Source organism: Flavobacterium sp. B114r, from assembly GCF_056824125.1.
The window spans coordinates 3,521,734-3,538,518 of the sequence record NZ_CP124858.1 but is presented as its reverse complement, the minus strand read 5'-3'; the positions used below and the strand labels follow the sequence as shown (position 1 = coordinate 3,538,518).

At 34.0% G+C, this 16,785-nt stretch carries 12 protein-coding genes; 7 read left to right on the top strand and 5 right to left on the bottom strand.

Translation table 11 applies throughout. The features are described from left to right. Nucleotides 1-238 precede the first annotated feature (238 nt). From QLQ94_RS15135 to QLQ94_RS15125, 3 genes are all read right to left on the bottom strand, one after another. Nucleotides 239-2,509 carry an ATP-binding protein gene (locus QLQ94_RS15135; protein ID WP_271338736.1) on the bottom strand — a complete coding sequence of 757 codons (2,271 nt, stop codon included), beginning with the start codon at nt 2,507-2,509 and terminating at the stop codon, nt 239-241. Next, nucleotides 2,499-3,110, bottom strand: a complete 612-nt coding sequence (locus tag QLQ94_RS15130; RefSeq protein ID WP_427403132.1) for a biliverdin-producing heme oxygenase — start codon at nt 3,108-3,110, stop codon at nt 2,499-2,501. The genes QLQ94_RS15135 and QLQ94_RS15130 overlap by 11 nt, the downstream gene beginning before the upstream one ends. Nucleotides 3,111-3,346: 236 nt before the next feature. Beyond that, nucleotides 3,347-3,799 (bottom strand): response regulator, encoded by a 453-nt coding sequence (locus tag QLQ94_RS15125; protein ID WP_271338738.1) that lies wholly within the window; start codon nt 3,797-3,799, stop codon nt 3,347-3,349. 333 nt (nt 3,800-4,132) lie between these two features. Between QLQ94_RS15125 and QLQ94_RS15120 the strand changes: the two genes are divergently transcribed. From QLQ94_RS15120 to QLQ94_RS15105, 4 genes are all read left to right on the top strand, one after another. After that, nucleotides 4,133-5,089, top strand: coding sequence for a GlxA family transcriptional regulator (locus QLQ94_RS15120; protein ID WP_271338739.1), 957 nt, complete (start codon nt 4,133-4,135; stop codon nt 5,087-5,089). A 75-nt stretch (nt 5,090-5,164) separates the two neighbouring features. After that, on the top strand, nt 5,165-5,731 hold the full coding sequence (locus tag QLQ94_RS15115) for a cysteine hydrolase family protein (RefSeq protein ID WP_271338740.1): 567 nt from the start codon (nt 5,165-5,167) through the stop codon (nt 5,729-5,731). Nucleotides 5,732-6,139: 408 nt separating this feature from the next. Next, nucleotides 6,140-6,802: a 3,4-dihydroxy-2-butanone-4-phosphate synthase gene (gene ribB / locus QLQ94_RS15110; protein WP_482497636.1), complete on the top strand. Its 663-nt coding sequence runs from the start codon at nt 6,140-6,142 to the stop codon at nt 6,800-6,802. A gap of 3 nt (nt 6,803-6,805) precedes the next feature. Beyond that, nucleotides 6,806-7,378, top strand: a complete 573-nt coding sequence (locus tag QLQ94_RS15105; RefSeq protein ID WP_271338742.1) for a Crp/Fnr family transcriptional regulator — start codon at nt 6,806-6,808, stop codon at nt 7,376-7,378. Between the two features lie 734 nt (nt 7,379-8,112). Here the strand turns inward: QLQ94_RS15105 and QLQ94_RS15100 are convergent. Together QLQ94_RS15100 and QLQ94_RS15095 are read right to left on the bottom strand one after the other, a co-directional pair. After that, nucleotides 8,113-9,810 carry a ribonucleoside-diphosphate reductase subunit alpha gene (locus QLQ94_RS15100; protein WP_271338472.1) on the bottom strand — a complete coding sequence of 566 codons (1,698 nt, stop codon included), beginning with the start codon at nt 9,808-9,810 and terminating at the stop codon, nt 8,113-8,115. Nucleotides 9,811-9,827: 17 nt separating this feature from the next. Beyond that, a complete protein-coding gene (locus QLQ94_RS15095) occupies nt 9,828-10,802 on the bottom strand; it encodes a ribonucleotide-diphosphate reductase subunit beta (RefSeq protein WP_271338471.1) in 975 nt (324 codons plus the stop codon). Between the two features lie 599 nt (nt 10,803-11,401). On the opposite strand from QLQ94_RS15095, the gene QLQ94_RS15090 reads away from it, so the two are divergent. From QLQ94_RS15090 to QLQ94_RS15080, 3 genes are all read left to right on the top strand, one after another. After that, nucleotides 11,402-11,956, top strand: coding sequence for a GNAT family N-acetyltransferase (locus tag QLQ94_RS15090; RefSeq protein WP_427402951.1), 555 nt, complete (start codon nt 11,402-11,404; stop codon nt 11,954-11,956). Between the two features lie 535 nt (nt 11,957-12,491). Beyond that, a complete protein-coding gene (locus QLQ94_RS15085; protein WP_427402950.1) occupies nt 12,492-14,054 on the top strand; it encodes a histidine kinase in 1,563 nt (520 codons plus the stop codon). 105 nt (nt 14,055-14,159) lie between these two features. Continuing rightward, the gene (locus QLQ94_RS15080; protein ID WP_271338468.1) at nt 14,160-16,760 is read left to right on the top strand and encodes a zinc-dependent metalloprotease; all 2,601 of its coding nucleotides are present in this window, start codon (nt 14,160-14,162) and stop codon (nt 16,758-16,760) included. Nucleotides 16,761-16,785: the final 25 nt, after the last annotated feature.

The following is a 16,785-nucleotide window of genomic DNA, read 5'->3' as shown; positions in this document are numbered from 1 at the left end:
AAAGATAACTTTTAAAAAATAAATATTCTTTCTATATCTAAGGCATACAAATATCAGCATTCACTAACTCCCCATTTTACCGAAATCCATAATCCACTAAAATTTATTTCAAACAAGTATACCACTAAATAAAAACCAATCACCAAGTATAAATACCCCTTTTACAAACCATCATAAAAACAAAAAAGACGATATACTTCGAGCATATCGTCTTTTGTTTCAATCGTATAAAATTATATCAACCCAATGAATCTAAAGGATCACACGGAAAATAAATTGTAATATCTGTACCTTTATTCAGCTTTCCTACTGCGCGGATATTGCCATTGCAGGTCTGCATTATTTTTTTGCAGAGTGCCAGTCCAACGCCTGATCCGTCGTATTTTTCTAGAGTATGCAGTCTTGAAAAGATTTTAAAAATTGACTCGGCATATTCTTGTTCAAAACCAATTCCGTTGTCTGAAAAAGTAACCCAATGGCAATATACTTTATTGGAGTATTCGTTTATTTCCGGTTCTTTTGAACTTGTTATCTTAATGACTGGCAATCGGTCTATTGAGGCGTATTTTAGTGAATTGTGCAGGATATTAGAAAACAGCTGTTTCATCAAAAACGGAATCGCATGCACATCCGGCAGGCTTTCACATTCAAAAACTGCTTTATTCTCGATAATTATTTCCTTCATTTCCTGCAGGGTTTCTTCCAGAATATAATTCAGGCTAACCTTTCGAACAGATTCTTTGGTATGTTTTATTCGGGTGTATTTCAGGATATCAATCAACAAATTTTGCATTCTGTTGGCAGATTTAGTCACGCGCTGCAAGGAATCTATAACTGCTACAGATGGAATCTCATTGGTATCAGACAACACTTTTGAAGTGATAAACTGAATTTTACGTAAAGGTTCCTGTAAGTCGTGCGTACTGATCCAGTTGATGTTTTCAAGCTCTGAATTGGTTTCTTTTAATACTTCACTCAAACTTCGGTATTTCTCTTCTTCCTCGCTCAGCAACAGCATTATGATCTGATTGTGCAGCGCATGTGCATAACTTGCAGCGGCATTGATTTCGGGATCTAACCAGATACTGCTTTGATTTTTTATAATTTGTTTCCATAAATGAAACGAATTTCTAGGATGCAATCCTTTGCTGTCGATAATTATGGCTTTCTCAGGATCTCCTGCCCAGCTTATTTCGGCAATAGTTTCTGGCTTGTACCAAATAATAGTATTTCCATTACCCAATGAGTGATAAATAATGCCCGAAACATCTTCGTAGCCGTCTAAATCCGGAACAAAATCACTGAGTTTATTAGTGGTGAATGTTGTGGTATACTCATAAGCACGTATGCCCGAAATAATCCTCTTTATTTTTTCGTCTGATGGGGTAAGCCCGCTTTTATACATTTTTTTACCAATAGAGATCGAAACTCCGGCAGCGTTACAAAGCTTTAATAATTCCGGATGCTGACAAAGGATTTTAAACGATTCATGTGATAACGGAAGATTTAAGGCAGTTAACCTTTCGAGTGCCCTGCTGGTTTTACGGGCAATTTCGTATTCATCATTAGATTGTCGCAAATCGATTTGAGAGGTAATAAACTGTCCCTGCAGTTTGGCTGCAAGCCTAATCTCAGGAGAGATATTTTTAGGCGAATAATGATGACAGGCAATCAGCCCCCATAAACGATTATGATGAATAAGCGAAATGGTTAAGGTAGCCCCAACTCCCATATTTTTTAAATATTCGACATGAATGGGCGATGTACTTCTAAGAACAGAAAGACTTAGATCGAGGTTTTTATTTTCCTGATCATCAATCGTAAAAACAGGAACCGGTTTATAGCCTATATCAACTATTAATCGCAGCTGATTTTTCATATACAATTCTCTCGCCTGTACCGGAATATCTGTGTGAGGATAATGAAGTCCCAAAAAAGGTTCTAAATCTTCCCTCCTGCTTTCAGCAAAAATTTCGCCATTATAGTCAGCATCAAATCTATAAATCATAACACGATCGTAACCGGTTATTTCGCGTGTTCCTTCGGCAACAAGTGCACATAAATCTTTCAGGGTCCGCGTATTGTTCATATCAGACACAAACTGAATCGTTTGTGCATATATATTAGCAAGCTGTTCTTTTCCTGCAGATTGTGGTTCAGCCTCCAGAATATAAATGGAATTACTTTTATGAATCGTTACCTGAAAATTTTCATTTATTAGTGTTATTTCAAGCGGAAAAACAAGCGGTACTTTACTGTCATGTATATAATCATGCAATTCTTTTTGAGCTTTTACGCCAAAAACTGCATCAAATTTTTGTCCAAGTATCTGATCAAAAACCAAAGCTACAAAATCTGAAATATTGGCTGTACAGAAATCAATTTTCCAATCTAAGGTTACGCCCAATAAAAAACCATGTGGCTGAATACTTCCCGGAATATGTATGGGTTCGTGCTCACAATTAGTCAATGTAACTAAATCACGATTAACAATATCTTTAATTTTCATTTTTGACCGTATTCATAAAATGATTGTGAATGCAATCGAATGCATAAACAGCACCTTCGATAATTTCGTCTTCGCAATTATACTTCTGTTGATACTCTGTAAGTGCACTTAAAAACTGTTTCCAATAACTGCCTGTTTTATTACCATATCCTGCAAAATAAGAAGTACCGCTTTGGTTACTTAAAACCGGAATGGTTTCAACATTTTTCAGAATAAACCTTCCGCCCAGAGAGGATCCCTCTACAACATATAATATTCCTATTGCAAACGGAATGCTGATATCGTGATATCTAAAAACCGAATTTGATTCTGTAATTTTATAATTCAAAAAAGCAAGATCATTTTCAATCCATTGCGTTTTTTTTCTTTCTTCCAAATCAGGAAAAACACCTGATAATAATGGGAAAATATGTTCCTGGGTGCTTTTATGCACAGCATGCATCAGCGCCAGATAATGGCAATAGTCTTCAATTTGCAGATTGGGAGAAAGTATGGAAGCTGAAACTGATAATTTTTCAAGATTTTTGTGTGCGTCGGCAGTTTGTTTTTTTAGTTTATCTAAAAAATCAATCAGTGTGTTTAAACCTGGATTTGTTGTCATGGCAAGTAAATGTAAGTAATGATTTTTATTAAGGGGCTATAATTGCTGTTACTGAAATTCAGTAAATATCAAAAAAGAGATAATGTAACTTTAGGATTTCGGCTACATCATTTTGAAGGTTTTCTTATTAAGCATAGCTAAATTAATAAGTAAATTTATATCCTAAAATAGATTACACAGGTAAAATAATATGATTTTCTGCATATACATGATAGTACAATTATAGATGTTTGAAATTAAACCGTAATAACAAAAGATTCAATCCTTAGATCCTGCAGCTTTTCTTTCCAATCGGTTTCAATAACTTTTATTAGTACTTTTTTTAAATCACTAAAAACTAATGGTTTTACGACGTAAGCATTAGCACCTAATTCAAAAGTGTTTTTTACACCATCTTCAGCTGCAGAAGTTGAGTAAATAGCGATCAATGGAATATTTTTGAATTTAATATCTTCTTTTATTTGTTGTAAGGTTTCGAATCCTGATAATATAGGCATGTTAAGATCTAAAAAAATGATATCGGGAATAACTAAATTCGCATCATAAAGACGGTCCAGAAGTTCTACACCATTTTTACAAAATTCGATGGGATTTTTGAGTTGTAAATCAGCTAAAGCTTCGGCAAAAAAATCTCTGTCGTCTTCATCGTCATCAGTGAGCAAAATCCTTATATCCTTTATTTTATACATTATGAAGTTGGTTTTATCTCAAATGTACACTTAAATAAATGGGAATAGGGAATTGAAAATAATTTACTTGTTCTTTTATCATGAGGATTGTATTTATCTCTTAAAAACGAAAAAAAAAACAGGTATACCATTGATAACTCCTATTTTACTTCTATTAAATTTATTTTAATGTCCTGAAATAATAAGTAGTCTTTTGACTACATAAGTGATTTGTCCTAACTTTTTTTTTATTAAATGCCAAAGGAATATTACTTCTTCGACTGCAAACATTAGAAATAAAATTAATCACATACTTTTGTATCATTCAAAATGAGTGCTTAACACATTCTGCTAATGACAAAAACAACAGTCTATTTTTATATTCCTAAACAAGTTACACTTCTTGATTTAAGCGGCGTTGTCGAAGTTTTTCAGGAAGCTATTGGCTTAGGTCTTGAATATGAACTTCAATATATTAGCAGTCAATTTTCTATTATTTCTTCTTCGGGATTAGAATTGTCGGCACTCACCCATTTTTCTAAAACAAATCCTCAGGAAAATGATCTTGTTTTTATTGCCGGAAGCAGCACGAATCAAATTGATCTGAATGCTGAAGATGCTTTGTTTTTTAAATGGCTTTTGAAAGTAAATGAAAATCAAACCACGATTTGCAGTATTTGTTCGGGTGCTTTTATTTTGGCGAAAGCCGGACTTTTAGATCATAAAGAATGTACTACGCATTGGAAATTGGTTGACAAACTTCAAAACGATTTTCCGCTTGTAAAAACTCAAAAGAATACCTTGTTTACCCAATCCGGAAGGCTTTACACCAGCGCCGGAATCATAACGGGAATTGATCTGGCTTTGCACATTATCGAAGCAAGAAATGGCAAAGAAACCGCTGCTGCAATTGCTAAAGAATTGGTGGTTTACAAAAGAAGAAACGGCAATGACGAACAGGAAAGTGTCTATTTGCAAAACCGAAACCATCATGATGAAAAAATTCATATCATTCAGGATTGGATTATCTCGAATTTGGAAAAAACATCAACAATCGATTTTTTAGCCGAATTGATTCACATTGGTCCCAGAAACTTAACCCGTATTTTCAAGAAACAAACCGGCATCACGATCGCCGAATATCGTACGAAATTAAGAATCGAAAAAGCCAAAAGCCTGCTTACCAATTCTAATTATAAAATACAATACATCGCGAATTTATGCGGTTACAAAACTTCTAAACAATTACGAATTGTTCTCGAAACCCATCTTGATGCATTGCCTACGGAAATTAAAAATAAGTGGTCTTAAAACGACTATTCTTTGTCCTTTTTTGATATTGACGATAAGGATACATTTGTATCTAATAATCTAATTTATAAAATAATGACGCTTAAAGACTTAAATACTGCCTTGATTATAATTGATGTTCAAAAAGGTTTTGATGATGAAGAATATTGGGGCGGAAACCGAAACAATAAAAGTGCTGAAACAAATATCGCTCAGCTTCTGGAACAATGGAGAACGCTGAAACTTCCTGTTTTTCATATCGTTCACAGTTCATTAGAACCTAAATCAAAATTACACGCATCACATCCGGGATTCGAAATCAAAGATGCAGCAAAACCAATTGCAGGTGAACCAGTAATTACAAAAAATGTTAATAGTGCTTTTATCGGTACTAATCTGAAAGAAAGACTTGACGATCTTAAGATCAAAACTCTTGTGATCACAGGTCTTACGACGAATCATTGCGTTTCGACCACTACAAGAATGGCAGGGAATTTTGGCTTTGATGTCTATTTAGTTTCTGATGCTACAGCAACTTTTGACCGAATTGGCATTAATGGAGAAAAATATGATTCTGAACTGGTACATCAAATATCTTTGGCGAGTTTACATAAGGAATTTGCAGAAGTTATGGATACTGAAAGACTTTTAGAATTAGTTTAAGAGTTTTTTTTTGCTACGAATTAAAAGTTGCCACGAATTTCACGAATTTTCGCTAATTTCTTTTACAATCTTTGAACATAAAAAAGATAAAAATCATAGTTTACAGATAGATACATTAATTTCAATTTATGTTTATCCGCAATTGTAGAAAAAATAATTTACGAAAATTCGTAAAATTCATGGCAACCTTTTTAAACCATAAGCATACAAAAAGAAATTAGCGGAAATTTGTGTACTTTGTGGTTAACCACTTTCTGTATAATAATTAGTGCAAATTCGTGAAATTCGTGGCTACCTCCTTTTCTCAAAAGAAATTCGTGGCAAACAAATCATTTTATTGACTTACATCAAACTTTTGCATCTTAAACAATTCTAGATTTGCTGCTTATTAATTTAAACCAAAAACAAATGATCAGCACACTAACATATCCGGTAGAGAAGTTTGGTACAACCAGCATAAAACGTGTAGAAAATGCTTTAAACCATTTGCAAAACGGAAAAGGAATTTTATTAACTGATGATAAAAATCGTGAAAACGAAGGTGATTTGATTTTTTCTGCACAACATATAAGCGTACCTGATATGGCTATGATGATTCGCGAATGCAGCGGAATTGTTTGTCTTTGCCTGACCAATGAAAAAGCAGATCAACTGGAATTGCCTTATATGGCTCAGGAAAATACCAGTAGTTTTCAAACTCCTTTTACCATCACGATCGAAGCAAAAAAAGGTGTTACAACTGGAGTTTCGGCAGCTGATCGCGTTACAACCATTAAAACTGCAAGTGCTGTAAACGCAAAGGCATCAGATTTAGCCAGACCCGGTCATGTTTTTCCTTTACGCACCAGAAACAACGGGGTTCTTGAACGAAATGGTCACACTGAAGGCAGCGTTGATCTTATGAAATTGGCGGGCTTAAAACCGGAAGCTGTTTTATGCGAATTAATGAATGAAGATGGCAGTATGGCAAAACTTGACAAAATCATTAGCTTTGCAGAACAACACGATTTGATAGTTTTATCTATAGAAGATATTATCTATTACCGCAAATTTGTGCGAGATTATAAATAAACAATGGTATACGAGCAACTTGGTGATTATATAAAAAATCGTATTGAGGTTTCTGATGAGGACCTCAATACGATTTTGTCGCATTTCAAACCTTTAAAACAAGGCAAAAATGAGTTGTTGCTTTCGGCAGGACAAACCAGTCAGAATACGTATTTTGTGGGCAAAGGATGTTTGAGAATCTATTTCATCAACGAAGAAGGAAAAGATGTTACGCGATATATTGCTTTCGAAAATCAGATTGCTACGGCGTTAGTGAGTTTTATAACCAAATTGCCGTCAGAGGAATATATTCAGGTAATCGAAAAATCGGAATTATTGTATATCAGTCACGAAGATTTTGATCATTTGATTAAAACTATTCCACAATGGATGCAATTTTATTGTCGCTATTTAGAGAGAGCTTATGTCAATAATACCAATAGACTGATGTCGTTTACCACCATGGATGCCTTAGAAAGATATCAGTTATTACTAAAAATAAATCCGGCGATCGTAAAACGATTACCCAATAAAATAGTCGCTTCGTACATAAATATTTCGCAGGAAACTTTGAGCAGGTTAAAATCTAAATTTTAACAGATCAAGCCTAGTCAGTTGGTAGAAATCGGATAGGAGCCTAGGGATTAATTCCCTAGGCGACCTTCCACACCACCCGGCATACGGATCCGTACCAAGGCGGTTCTTAATTTACGATACATTTTAAGATAGATACCTAACCTAAAGTACTTCCGTGAGGTTGTTTTCAGTTATCCCAATAAAGGTCTGCACTCCCTGGTAGCTGTCGGATTCCGTCCTATCCTTTCCAAGGTAGTTATCAAATTACTTGATATTTTCTGCATTCGTGCCTTCATAGGTAACATTCATTTACTACTCACTTAATTAAGTTCAGTCCTTCGGTACTCATTTACAGTACCTACTATGACCTCTGCTGACTTCTTATAGCAATTGTTATCCATAAGTGCTTTTCTTAAAAAAAAAAACTCCCCCTATGTCTATAAGACCTCCCCAGGTAAGAACGACAACTTTCCTCTCATATACCTGCTATATTTACCATGATGTTTCCGTACAGTTTTGGACTTCAGTTTGTGTTGCAACCTTATCCAACATCTTTGGCCTTTTATATAGTTTCTGTTCGTCAGGTCAAGAGTTTGCCTACTGCTTCCTTCAGATTCCACCTCGCGATGGACACCCTTGCATTCAGCTAACACTTCCCACTGTAAAGGCGTGTTCGGGACTTACACCCTAGAGTTATCGCCCATGCTGGGCACACAACAAAAAAAACAGGCTGTCCAAAAGACAGCCTGTTTATATTATGACTCACAACTGCTACAAGTAACAAGACTTGTAACAAGCTCTTTAGATACACTTTGACTACGTTGGTAATACAAACTTTTGATTCCTAATTGCCATGCTTCGATCAATAAACGGTTTACTTCTTTGATTGGCAAATCCGATGGGATATTTAAGTTGATACTTTGTCCCTGATCGACATATTTCTGACGGATTGATGCTTGCTGTACAATCTCTAACTGACTGATTTCCTTAAATGTTTTAAAGACATCTTTCTCATTTTGGCTCAATTGGCTCATGTGCTGAACGCTGCCGCCATTAAGCATAATTTCTCTCCAAACCTCTTCATTATCAAGACCTTTTTCTTCTAATAATGTTTTAAGGTATTTGTTTTTACGCATAAAATTACCTTTGCTCAAACCAGCTTTATAATAATTACTGCTAAAAGGTTCGATTCCCGGCGAAGTTTGTCCCAGAATAGCCGATGATGATGTCGTTGGCGCAATTGCCATTGTTGTCGTGTTACGTCTTCCGTATCCTTTTAGCAATTCTGGTTCTCCATATATTCTTGCCAGATCCTGAGTTGCTTTATCAGCTTTGTCACTAATATGTTTGAATATTTCTGTCGTTTTCATTTTGGCTTCAAGTCCTTCAAACGGAATCATATTTTTTTGCAGATACGAATGCCATCCTAAAACCCCAAGTCCAAGTGCGCGGTGTCTTTTTGCAAAACGATTCGCTGCTGCCAGATAATAGTTTCCTTCTGTTTTTTCTATGAATTCCTGCAAAACGGCATCCAGGAAAAAGATCGCCAGTTTTACTGCTTCAGTATCTTTCCATTCCTCATAAAGTTCCAGGTTCATTGACGAAAGACAACAAATAAATGATTCATCAAGGCTTGACGGCAACATGATTTCGCTACAAAGATTACTTGCATTAATGCGCAGGTTTTTGTCTTTATAAACTTGTGGTTTGTTTTTATTTACGTTGTCACTAAAAAAGATATAAGGCAATCCTTTTTGCTGACGGCTTTCTAATACTTTTGCCCAAATTTGTCTTTTATCTGCATCGCCATCAATCATTTCCTGCATCCAGTAATCAGGTACACAAATTCCGGTAAACAAATTCTGAATTGGGTTTCCGATGCTTTTTATCTTCAAAAATTCTTCGATATCCGGATGATCTACATCTAGATATGCTGCAAAAGCACCACGACGAACACCACCTTGAGAAATCGTATCCATTGTAGTATCAAAAAGTTTCATGAAACTCACTGCTCCACTACTCTTTCCGTTATCAGTTACGGCACTTCCTCTTTCGCGTAATTCGCCAAAATATCCTGAAGTTCCGCCACCAATTTTGGTTTGCATGATTACTTCACCCAATTTATGTGTAATCCCTTCGATTTCGTCAGGAACGTGAACATTAAAACAAGAAATTGGCAAACCACGTTCTGTTCCCATATTTGCCCAAACAGGCGAACTAATACTCATCCAACCACGTTCGATCATTTCAACAAAAGACTCTTTTAACTCGGGTTTGTACAATCTTTTTGCTGCAGCGGTACAAATTCTGTCAATTGCCCCCTCTACAGTTTCACCTTTTAAAAGATAGCCACGATTTAAAATTTGCTCACTTTCAGAGTTTTTCCACCACATTTTATTGTCTGCTTCGCTTAACGGAGCACTATTTCCTGAAATTGTATCTATTGTATTCATAATTGTAATTTGCTTTTTTAGAAAAGGTCGTTTGCGGTAATACTTTTGTCATGTTTTGTATATTCTACAGGTCTTTTCGCAAAGAAATCATCAAGACTATTTGCAAAAACTTCTTCTTCGAACCACGCCATCGCTTTATAATCATCGGCTGGAACATTGAATATTGTTTCGATGCCAATTTGGGTCAGACTTTCATCTAATCTAAATTTCATGAAATTCACTAAATCTTCTTTTTTGATACTTTCGATTTCACCTTCTTCAAATATCCAGTCTAATATATCTGCTTCTACACCAATCGAATCCTTAACTGTTTCTCTTATAAGCACTAAAGTTTCCTCATCTAAATAATCCGGAAATTCTTCTTTGATTTTATTGATGATATAAATGCCACCATTTGCATGAATCTGTTCGTCGATAGAAGTCCACGCAATAATGTTGCTTACATTTTTCATATATCCTTTGAATCTCGTAAACGACAATAAAATCGCAAACTGACTAAAAAGTGATACATTCTCGATCAGAATACTGAACAATATCAGCGAAACCACATATTTTTTATTGTCCTGAGACTTGGTATCTTTTAAAACATTCGATAAATAATCGACACGTTTGCGGATTACCGGAATCTCCATCAGTTTTTCGAATTCATTATTATATCCTAAAACTTCTAAAAGACGAGAATATGCCTCAGAATGCCTGAATTCACATTCAGCAAAAGTACTTCCTAAACCGTTAAACTCCGGTTTTGGGAAATGCTCATAAATATTCCCCCAAAAACTTTTTACAGCTACTTCTATCTGTGCAATTGCCAGTAAACTGTTTTTGATTGCTGTTTTTTCAGCCAGATTTAAATGGGAATGAAAATCCTGTGTATCTGCAGTAAAATCGACTTCGCTATGAACCCAATATGCTTTATTTATGGCATCAGTAAATTGTAGGACCTCTGGATATTCAAAAGGTTTATAATTGATTCTTTTATCGAAAATAGACATATATATAAGTATTAAATTGGTGACGTAACCAGAATAAAATGATTTGTTTATTTGGGGGTTAAACGTCATTTCTCTAATTACAAAATTAACCCACAGTTCGTCTTTTGACCTAATTTTGATGTTAAAAAACCACTCAATTATCAACAGGTCAGAAGCAACGAAAAGTGACAGGAAATTTAGTTTTATCAACAGGATTATACTATTTCATAACCCTCGAAACATCAGCTATTTATACAGAATCTAAATAAAGTTATCAACATAAAAATGCCCTCGCAAACTACCCTCCCAAAAAACAGTTATCAACAATCATATTCATAAAAGTAATATTTTTAATACAAAAATGTTCGTTTGCAAAAAATAACAAAGCCCTATTTTACAATTTCGAAACTTAAAATATTTTACTCTTTATAACGTACTTTTAAAGTTTATAAAACCAATAACTAACTGAATTAAAATAGATTAACTTATAAAAATAAAATTAATTCTATTTTAATATTTTATTAAAAAACTAAAAAACTGAACTATTTACAGCATTATCTCAATCAAAAGGACTAATATTTAAAAGTTACCGTAATTTTGTACTCTTAAAAAGAAAAGTCATGATCATTAGAAAAGCAACTATAGAAGATTCAGAAAGTATTGCAGCACATTTGCTGTTGGCCATAGAAGAAATTATCTATAAATTCATCGCAGAAAAAGATCCTAAAACAGCCTACTATTTCCTGCTTCATTTTGTCGAATCAGAAAACAATCAATACTCTTATGAGAATTGTTTTGTGGCCGAAGAAAACAATGAAATTATTGGGGCAGTTTCTGTTTATGACGGAGGCAAATTGCAGGAACTTAGAAAACCAATTGTTGATTATGTCCGCCTGAATTTTAATCCTGATTTTAGTCCTGAAAACGAAACCCAAAGCGGCGAATATTATATTGATTCATTAGGTGTAAATCCAAATCATCAGGGAAAAGGAATTGGATCTAAAATACTGCAGTTTTTGATTGAAGAATATGTAACCAAAAATAAACAGACTTTGGGTTTATTGGTTGAAGAAGGAAATCCGGGTGCGAAGAAATTGTATCTTAAATTAGGTTTTAAACCGGTTGGAGTAAAAACTTTAGTGGGGAAAACTCTGGAGCATTTACAGATTTCCTGATTTGTTTCAAGTTTAAAGTTTCAGGTTTGAAATGAGCATAGAATTTCTGTGTCATTTTACCGCAAAGAGCGCAAAGGTTTTAATTAGCAAAGTTTTATAAAAACACAAAGTTCGCAAAGCTTTGTATTGAACCAACTTTGCGAACTTTGTGTTTTTTAAACGTACTGTAAAATAAAAATCTTAGCGCTCTTTGCGGTAAAAATCAACACAACTATAAATCGCAAAGATTTACTAAAAGTCCGCAAAGTTTAAATTCAAAGCTTTGCGAACTTTGCGTTTTTATAAACGTACCTAAAATAAAAAAAATTGTGCTCTTTGCGGTTAAATCTACACAAGCCAAACCTGAAACCTGAAACAATTTAAAACCAAATTTTCTCCTTAACAAGATTTTTACTAATCGACTGCATGAAAATTGTGTTAAGATTTCATAACTAAAAGTGTATCAGGCAAAAAGTTTTATATTTGCACACGAAAAAAAATTATTACCCTATTACAATAAGGACTTAAATACTCCTTATTTTTTTTTATTACACTTTTGAAATTTACATTAAAAAATACCTTTTCCGGCAGGAACTTCTTCATTTTAGGAATCATTTTTATTATCCTTACACTGCTTTCGGTTTATATTTTGAGTGGTTTAATGACTCAAATTACCGAAAAATCGAATGCAGAAAGCTCGCAACGAAGTTTTGTAAAAAAACAGGAAGTTATCGCGCAGGAATTATCACGCTTTTTAGAAACTAAAAATGAACTAAAACGTATTGTAGACATTAGTAATGCTAAAAACTTATCTAATAACTTAAAAGTTTTAAGTAACATTCATGCTAATGATAGTCTGGTTAGAAATAACTGGTTTGGAATTAATGATCAGCAAATAGAATTTAGTACTTCTAAAATCAGTCCTGAACTTGAAAATTCTATAAAAAATTTTGCTGCTAAAAACAAGGACCTTACACAATCTAATACTATTGTTGAGGATCAGGAAAACTTTTTTTGGCGTATTTACTATAAATATATCGCAGCAAATGGTACTGTGGTGCGATACGGATATGATATAGATTTGCAAAGTCTTCAATCTTACTTTTCGACTATTGACCAAAAGGCACCCAATTATGCTTTTGTATTTGATAAAAAAGGAACTATATTATATCATCCTGAAATAAAATTATTAAAAAAGAACATTTTTAATATTACCAATATAGCGCCACAGGATACTACTTTTGCCAAAAAAGAAGGTTTTAGCAAAAGAATCGCTCCATCAGAATTTTTATTATTAGATATTGTACGATATACTAAACGACTGAACGTAAAGGGAACGCATTGGTATATAGCGGTAAATTTTCCAAGAGAAATTTCGAATGAAGATGTAAACGAGGTAAAAAAATATGCTTCTTTAATTTACATCATTACAACTGCAATTCTAATTGTGTTCTTTTATCTATTTACCATTTTTACGCGTAGAACCTTCCAGGAGAAAGAAGTGCTTGCTGAGGAAAAAAACAAGCTGCTTTTAGAAAACGAAAAGATCAATAAAGAAAAAGCATTGATCCAGCTGCATCATTTAAAAGAGCAAATTAATCCGCATTTTCTATTCAATTCATTGAATTCTCTTTATATGCTAATTGAAAGCAATACGGGAGTTGCACGAAAGTTTACTTTAAATCTTTCTAAAATTTACAGATACCTTATTAATCCTCCGGTTAACAATATTGTTACGGTTCAGGAAGAATTACTTTTTATAGAAAAATATATATTTCTGCAGCAAACCCGTTTTACAGAAGAATTTGTCTTTACTGTTACTATTCAAGACGAAAACTTCTTGGCAAAAAAGGTTCCTTATTTAGCATTTCAGATTGCTGTAGAAAATGCCATAAAACACAATATTGCTTCAGATGAAACTCCGTTAAGGATAACAATTGACATTAACGAAAACGTTGTAATTATTACTAATAATTTAAACGAAAAGCAAAACTTCGAGAAAGAATCTAAATTTGGTCACAAATACTTAGAAAGTATCTATAAATACTACTCGACAAACGGTTTTAAGGCCTTTAAAAAAGACGGCGATTTTACTTGCATTTTACCTTTAATCGGATAAAAAAAAACATTCACTCCCAAAAAAAAGCCACTCACTCTATTTTGCTTTTTTTAACGTAATCCATGCAATATTTTTAGCCAAAAATTAACCTAAACTTAACTTTCGATGAGAGAAAAGGCATTGTTGAGAAATCTAAAAAGTATCGCTTTAATAGTAATGATATTAAGTACTAGTACTGTAGTTTCTCAAAAAAAGAACAAAAAGAGCAAAGAAGACAAAACAGAACAAGTTAAAGATTCATTAAAAAATCCTAAAACGAAAAAATATGCTGATCTGATCAAGCAGGGAACTTTCAAAAAAGGATTATTCAATACCATTCAGGTAAAAACAGATCTTTATCTGGAGATTAATGACTCCCTTTTTCAAAGAGAATTTTTAGTCGTTAATAAAATTTCAAATGTTCCTTTACCGGTTAATGATGCAGGTTTAAATAAAGGAATGAATTATGAGAATAAGATCATCACTTTTCATAAAGATCTTGTTGCTAAAAAAGTTTGGGTAAAATCATCTGTACCAAAAGTTTCATCGCCTGTTGGAGATGCTATTACAACTTCTGTAAATAGTAATTTCTCAGAATCTATTATCGAAGTTTTTGATATTGAGACAAAAAATAGTGATTCTACTTCTGTAGTAATCAAAGCCAATAAAGTTTTTGACGGAAAGCAAAAAAGTTTCAATGATGTTTTGAGTAATATTAGCTTTGGCGGATCTGTAAAATCTGAACTTTCGTATATAGAAAGTGTGAAGACATTTCCTAAAAACATCGTCGTTAAATCGCAACTGACAACTTCTGTAGCCGAAGGCGGTCCTGCCCTTTCCGTTACAATTGGTGTTACTTCTAATATTATTTTATTAGACAAAGTACCAATGAAACCGCGTTTTGCAGACAAACGTATAGGTTATTTTTCTGAAGAGCATTGGTATTTTAGCGACAGCCAACATGCTGTGCTGGAAAAAGAACTGATCACGCGCTGGAGATTGGAACCTAAAAAAGAAGATATTGAAAAATATAAAAAAGGTGAATTAGTAGAACCTAAAAAACCTATCGTTTATTATATCGATCCATCGACACCTAAACAATGGCGTCCTTATATTATAGAAGGTGTTCGTGATTGGGAGGTTGCTTTTGAAAGAGCAGGATTTAAAAATGCCGTGATCGCAAAAGAACCTACTGCCGAAGATACTGATTTTGATATCGATGATGTTCGCTACTCCGTAATTACGTATGTGGCATCGCAAAAATCGAACGCTATGGGACCTGCGGTTGTTGACCCAAGAAGTGGTGAAATTATTGAATCTGATATTATCTGGTGGCACAATGTTATGACATCGTTACACAGCTGGATGCGTATTCAGACAGGTGCAATTGACCCAAAAGCAAGAGGAAACAAATTTAGTGACGAACATATGGGAGAAGCAATTCGTTTTGTATCGTCTCACGAAGTAGGTCACACTTTTGGTCTAAAACACAATATGGGAGCTTCATTTGCTTATCCGGTAGAATCACTGCGATCTCCATCTTTTACAGCAAAAATGGGCGGAACAGCTCCGTCAATCATGGATTATGCCCGTTACAATTATATTGCGCAGCCAGAAGATCATGTAGAAGCAATTACGCCAAAAATTGGTGAGTATGATAAATATGCTATCGAATGGGGTTACAGATGGTATGCTGAGCCAACTGAAGAGCATAATGCTTTGAACGCATTGATTGCAAAACACAAGGATGATCCTGTTTATTTCTACGGAGAACAACAAGATGGGAATGCTACTATCGATCCGCGTTCTCAATCTGAGGATTTGGGTGATGATGCCATGAAAGCGAGTGAATACGGACTTAAAAACTTAAAAAGAGTTGTTGCCAAAATCCTGGAATGGACGTATGACAAGGACGAATCTTATTATGAAACGGGTAAACTATATATTGGTGCAATTGGCCAATGGAATCTGTACAACTATCATGTATTAACGAATGTTGGAGGTATTTATCTGAATACAACAGTTCACGGTGATAACAAACCAAGTTATGTTGCAGTTCCTGCAGCAATCCAGAAAAGAGCCGTTTCTTATTTATTAAACAATAGTATTAAACTTCCGGAATGGTTGTTTTTCAATCCAATTTTGGATAAAACAAATCCGCTGAAGGATTCTCCTCTTGGGCCTTACGAATACACGCCGTATACTCTTGCAAGAGAATTACAATACGGAGTTTTATATAATTTATTGAGCGATGATCGTTTATTGAGAATTACAGAAAACGAATTGTTTCAACGTAATGAAGCTAAAGAAAATGTGTTCACGGTAACACAATTATTCAAAACAATTCACCAAAGCATCTTTGCTCCTACTATCCAAAATAAATCGCTTAACATTATGGAGCGTATGACTCAGAAAAATTATGTCGATGTACTGATTGTTTCTACCAATAAACTTTTTGAGAAAACAGATGCAAAGAAAATCACTCAATTAGAAGAGACTTTAAGTATGCCACATTTATGCGATTATTTAGATGAATCAAAAATGGCACGTAACATCAATCAGTCTTCTCTAAAAAGGGTTTCTGAAGTTACCTCTGATAAAAAAGGAGAATTGAATCAAATTTTACAATTATTGAAAACAAAGAGAAATATTGGAAATCAGGAAACCAAAAACCATTATTTCGATTTGATTCAACGTATTGAAAAGGCTTTAAACAACACACTATAAATTAACACAATCCAAAAACAACCCA

Bases quoted from the DNA above. Each gene is read 5' to 3' on its own strand.
- QLQ94_RS15090 (WP_427402951.1), top strand. From the start codon at position 11,402: ATGATCATTAGAAAAGCAACTATAGAAGATTCAGAAAGTATTGCAGCA.
- ribB (WP_482497636.1), top strand. From the start codon at position 6,140: ATGATCAGCACACTAACATATCCGGTAGAGAAGTTTGGTACAACCAGC.
- QLQ94_RS15115 (WP_271338740.1), top strand. From the start codon at position 5,165: ATGACGCTTAAAGACTTAAATACTGCCTTGATTATAATTGATGTTCAA.
- QLQ94_RS15080 (WP_271338468.1), top strand. From the start codon at position 14,160: ATGAGAGAAAAGGCATTGTTGAGAAATCTAAAAAGTATCGCTTTAATA.
- QLQ94_RS15100 (WP_271338472.1), bottom strand. From the start codon at position 9,810: ATGAATACAATAGATACAATTTCAGGAAATAGTGCTCCGTTAAGCGAA.
- QLQ94_RS15125 (WP_271338738.1), bottom strand. From the start codon at position 3,799: ATGTATAAAATAAAGGATATAAGGATTTTGCTCACTGATGACGATGAA.
- QLQ94_RS15130 (WP_427403132.1), bottom strand. From the start codon at position 3,110: ATGACAACAAATCCAGGTTTAAACACACTGATTGATTTTTTAGATAAA.
- QLQ94_RS15120 (WP_271338739.1), top strand. From the start codon at position 4,133: ATGACAAAAACAACAGTCTATTTTTATATTCCTAAACAAGTTACACTT.
- QLQ94_RS15095 (WP_271338471.1), bottom strand. From the start codon at position 10,802: ATGTCTATTTTCGATAAAAGAATCAATTATAAACCTTTTGAATATCCA.
- QLQ94_RS15135 (WP_271338736.1), bottom strand. From the start codon at position 2,509: ATGAAAATTAAAGATATTGTTAATCGTGATTTAGTTACATTGACTAAT.
- QLQ94_RS15105 (WP_271338742.1), top strand. From the start codon at position 6,806: ATGGTATACGAGCAACTTGGTGATTATATAAAAAATCGTATTGAGGTT.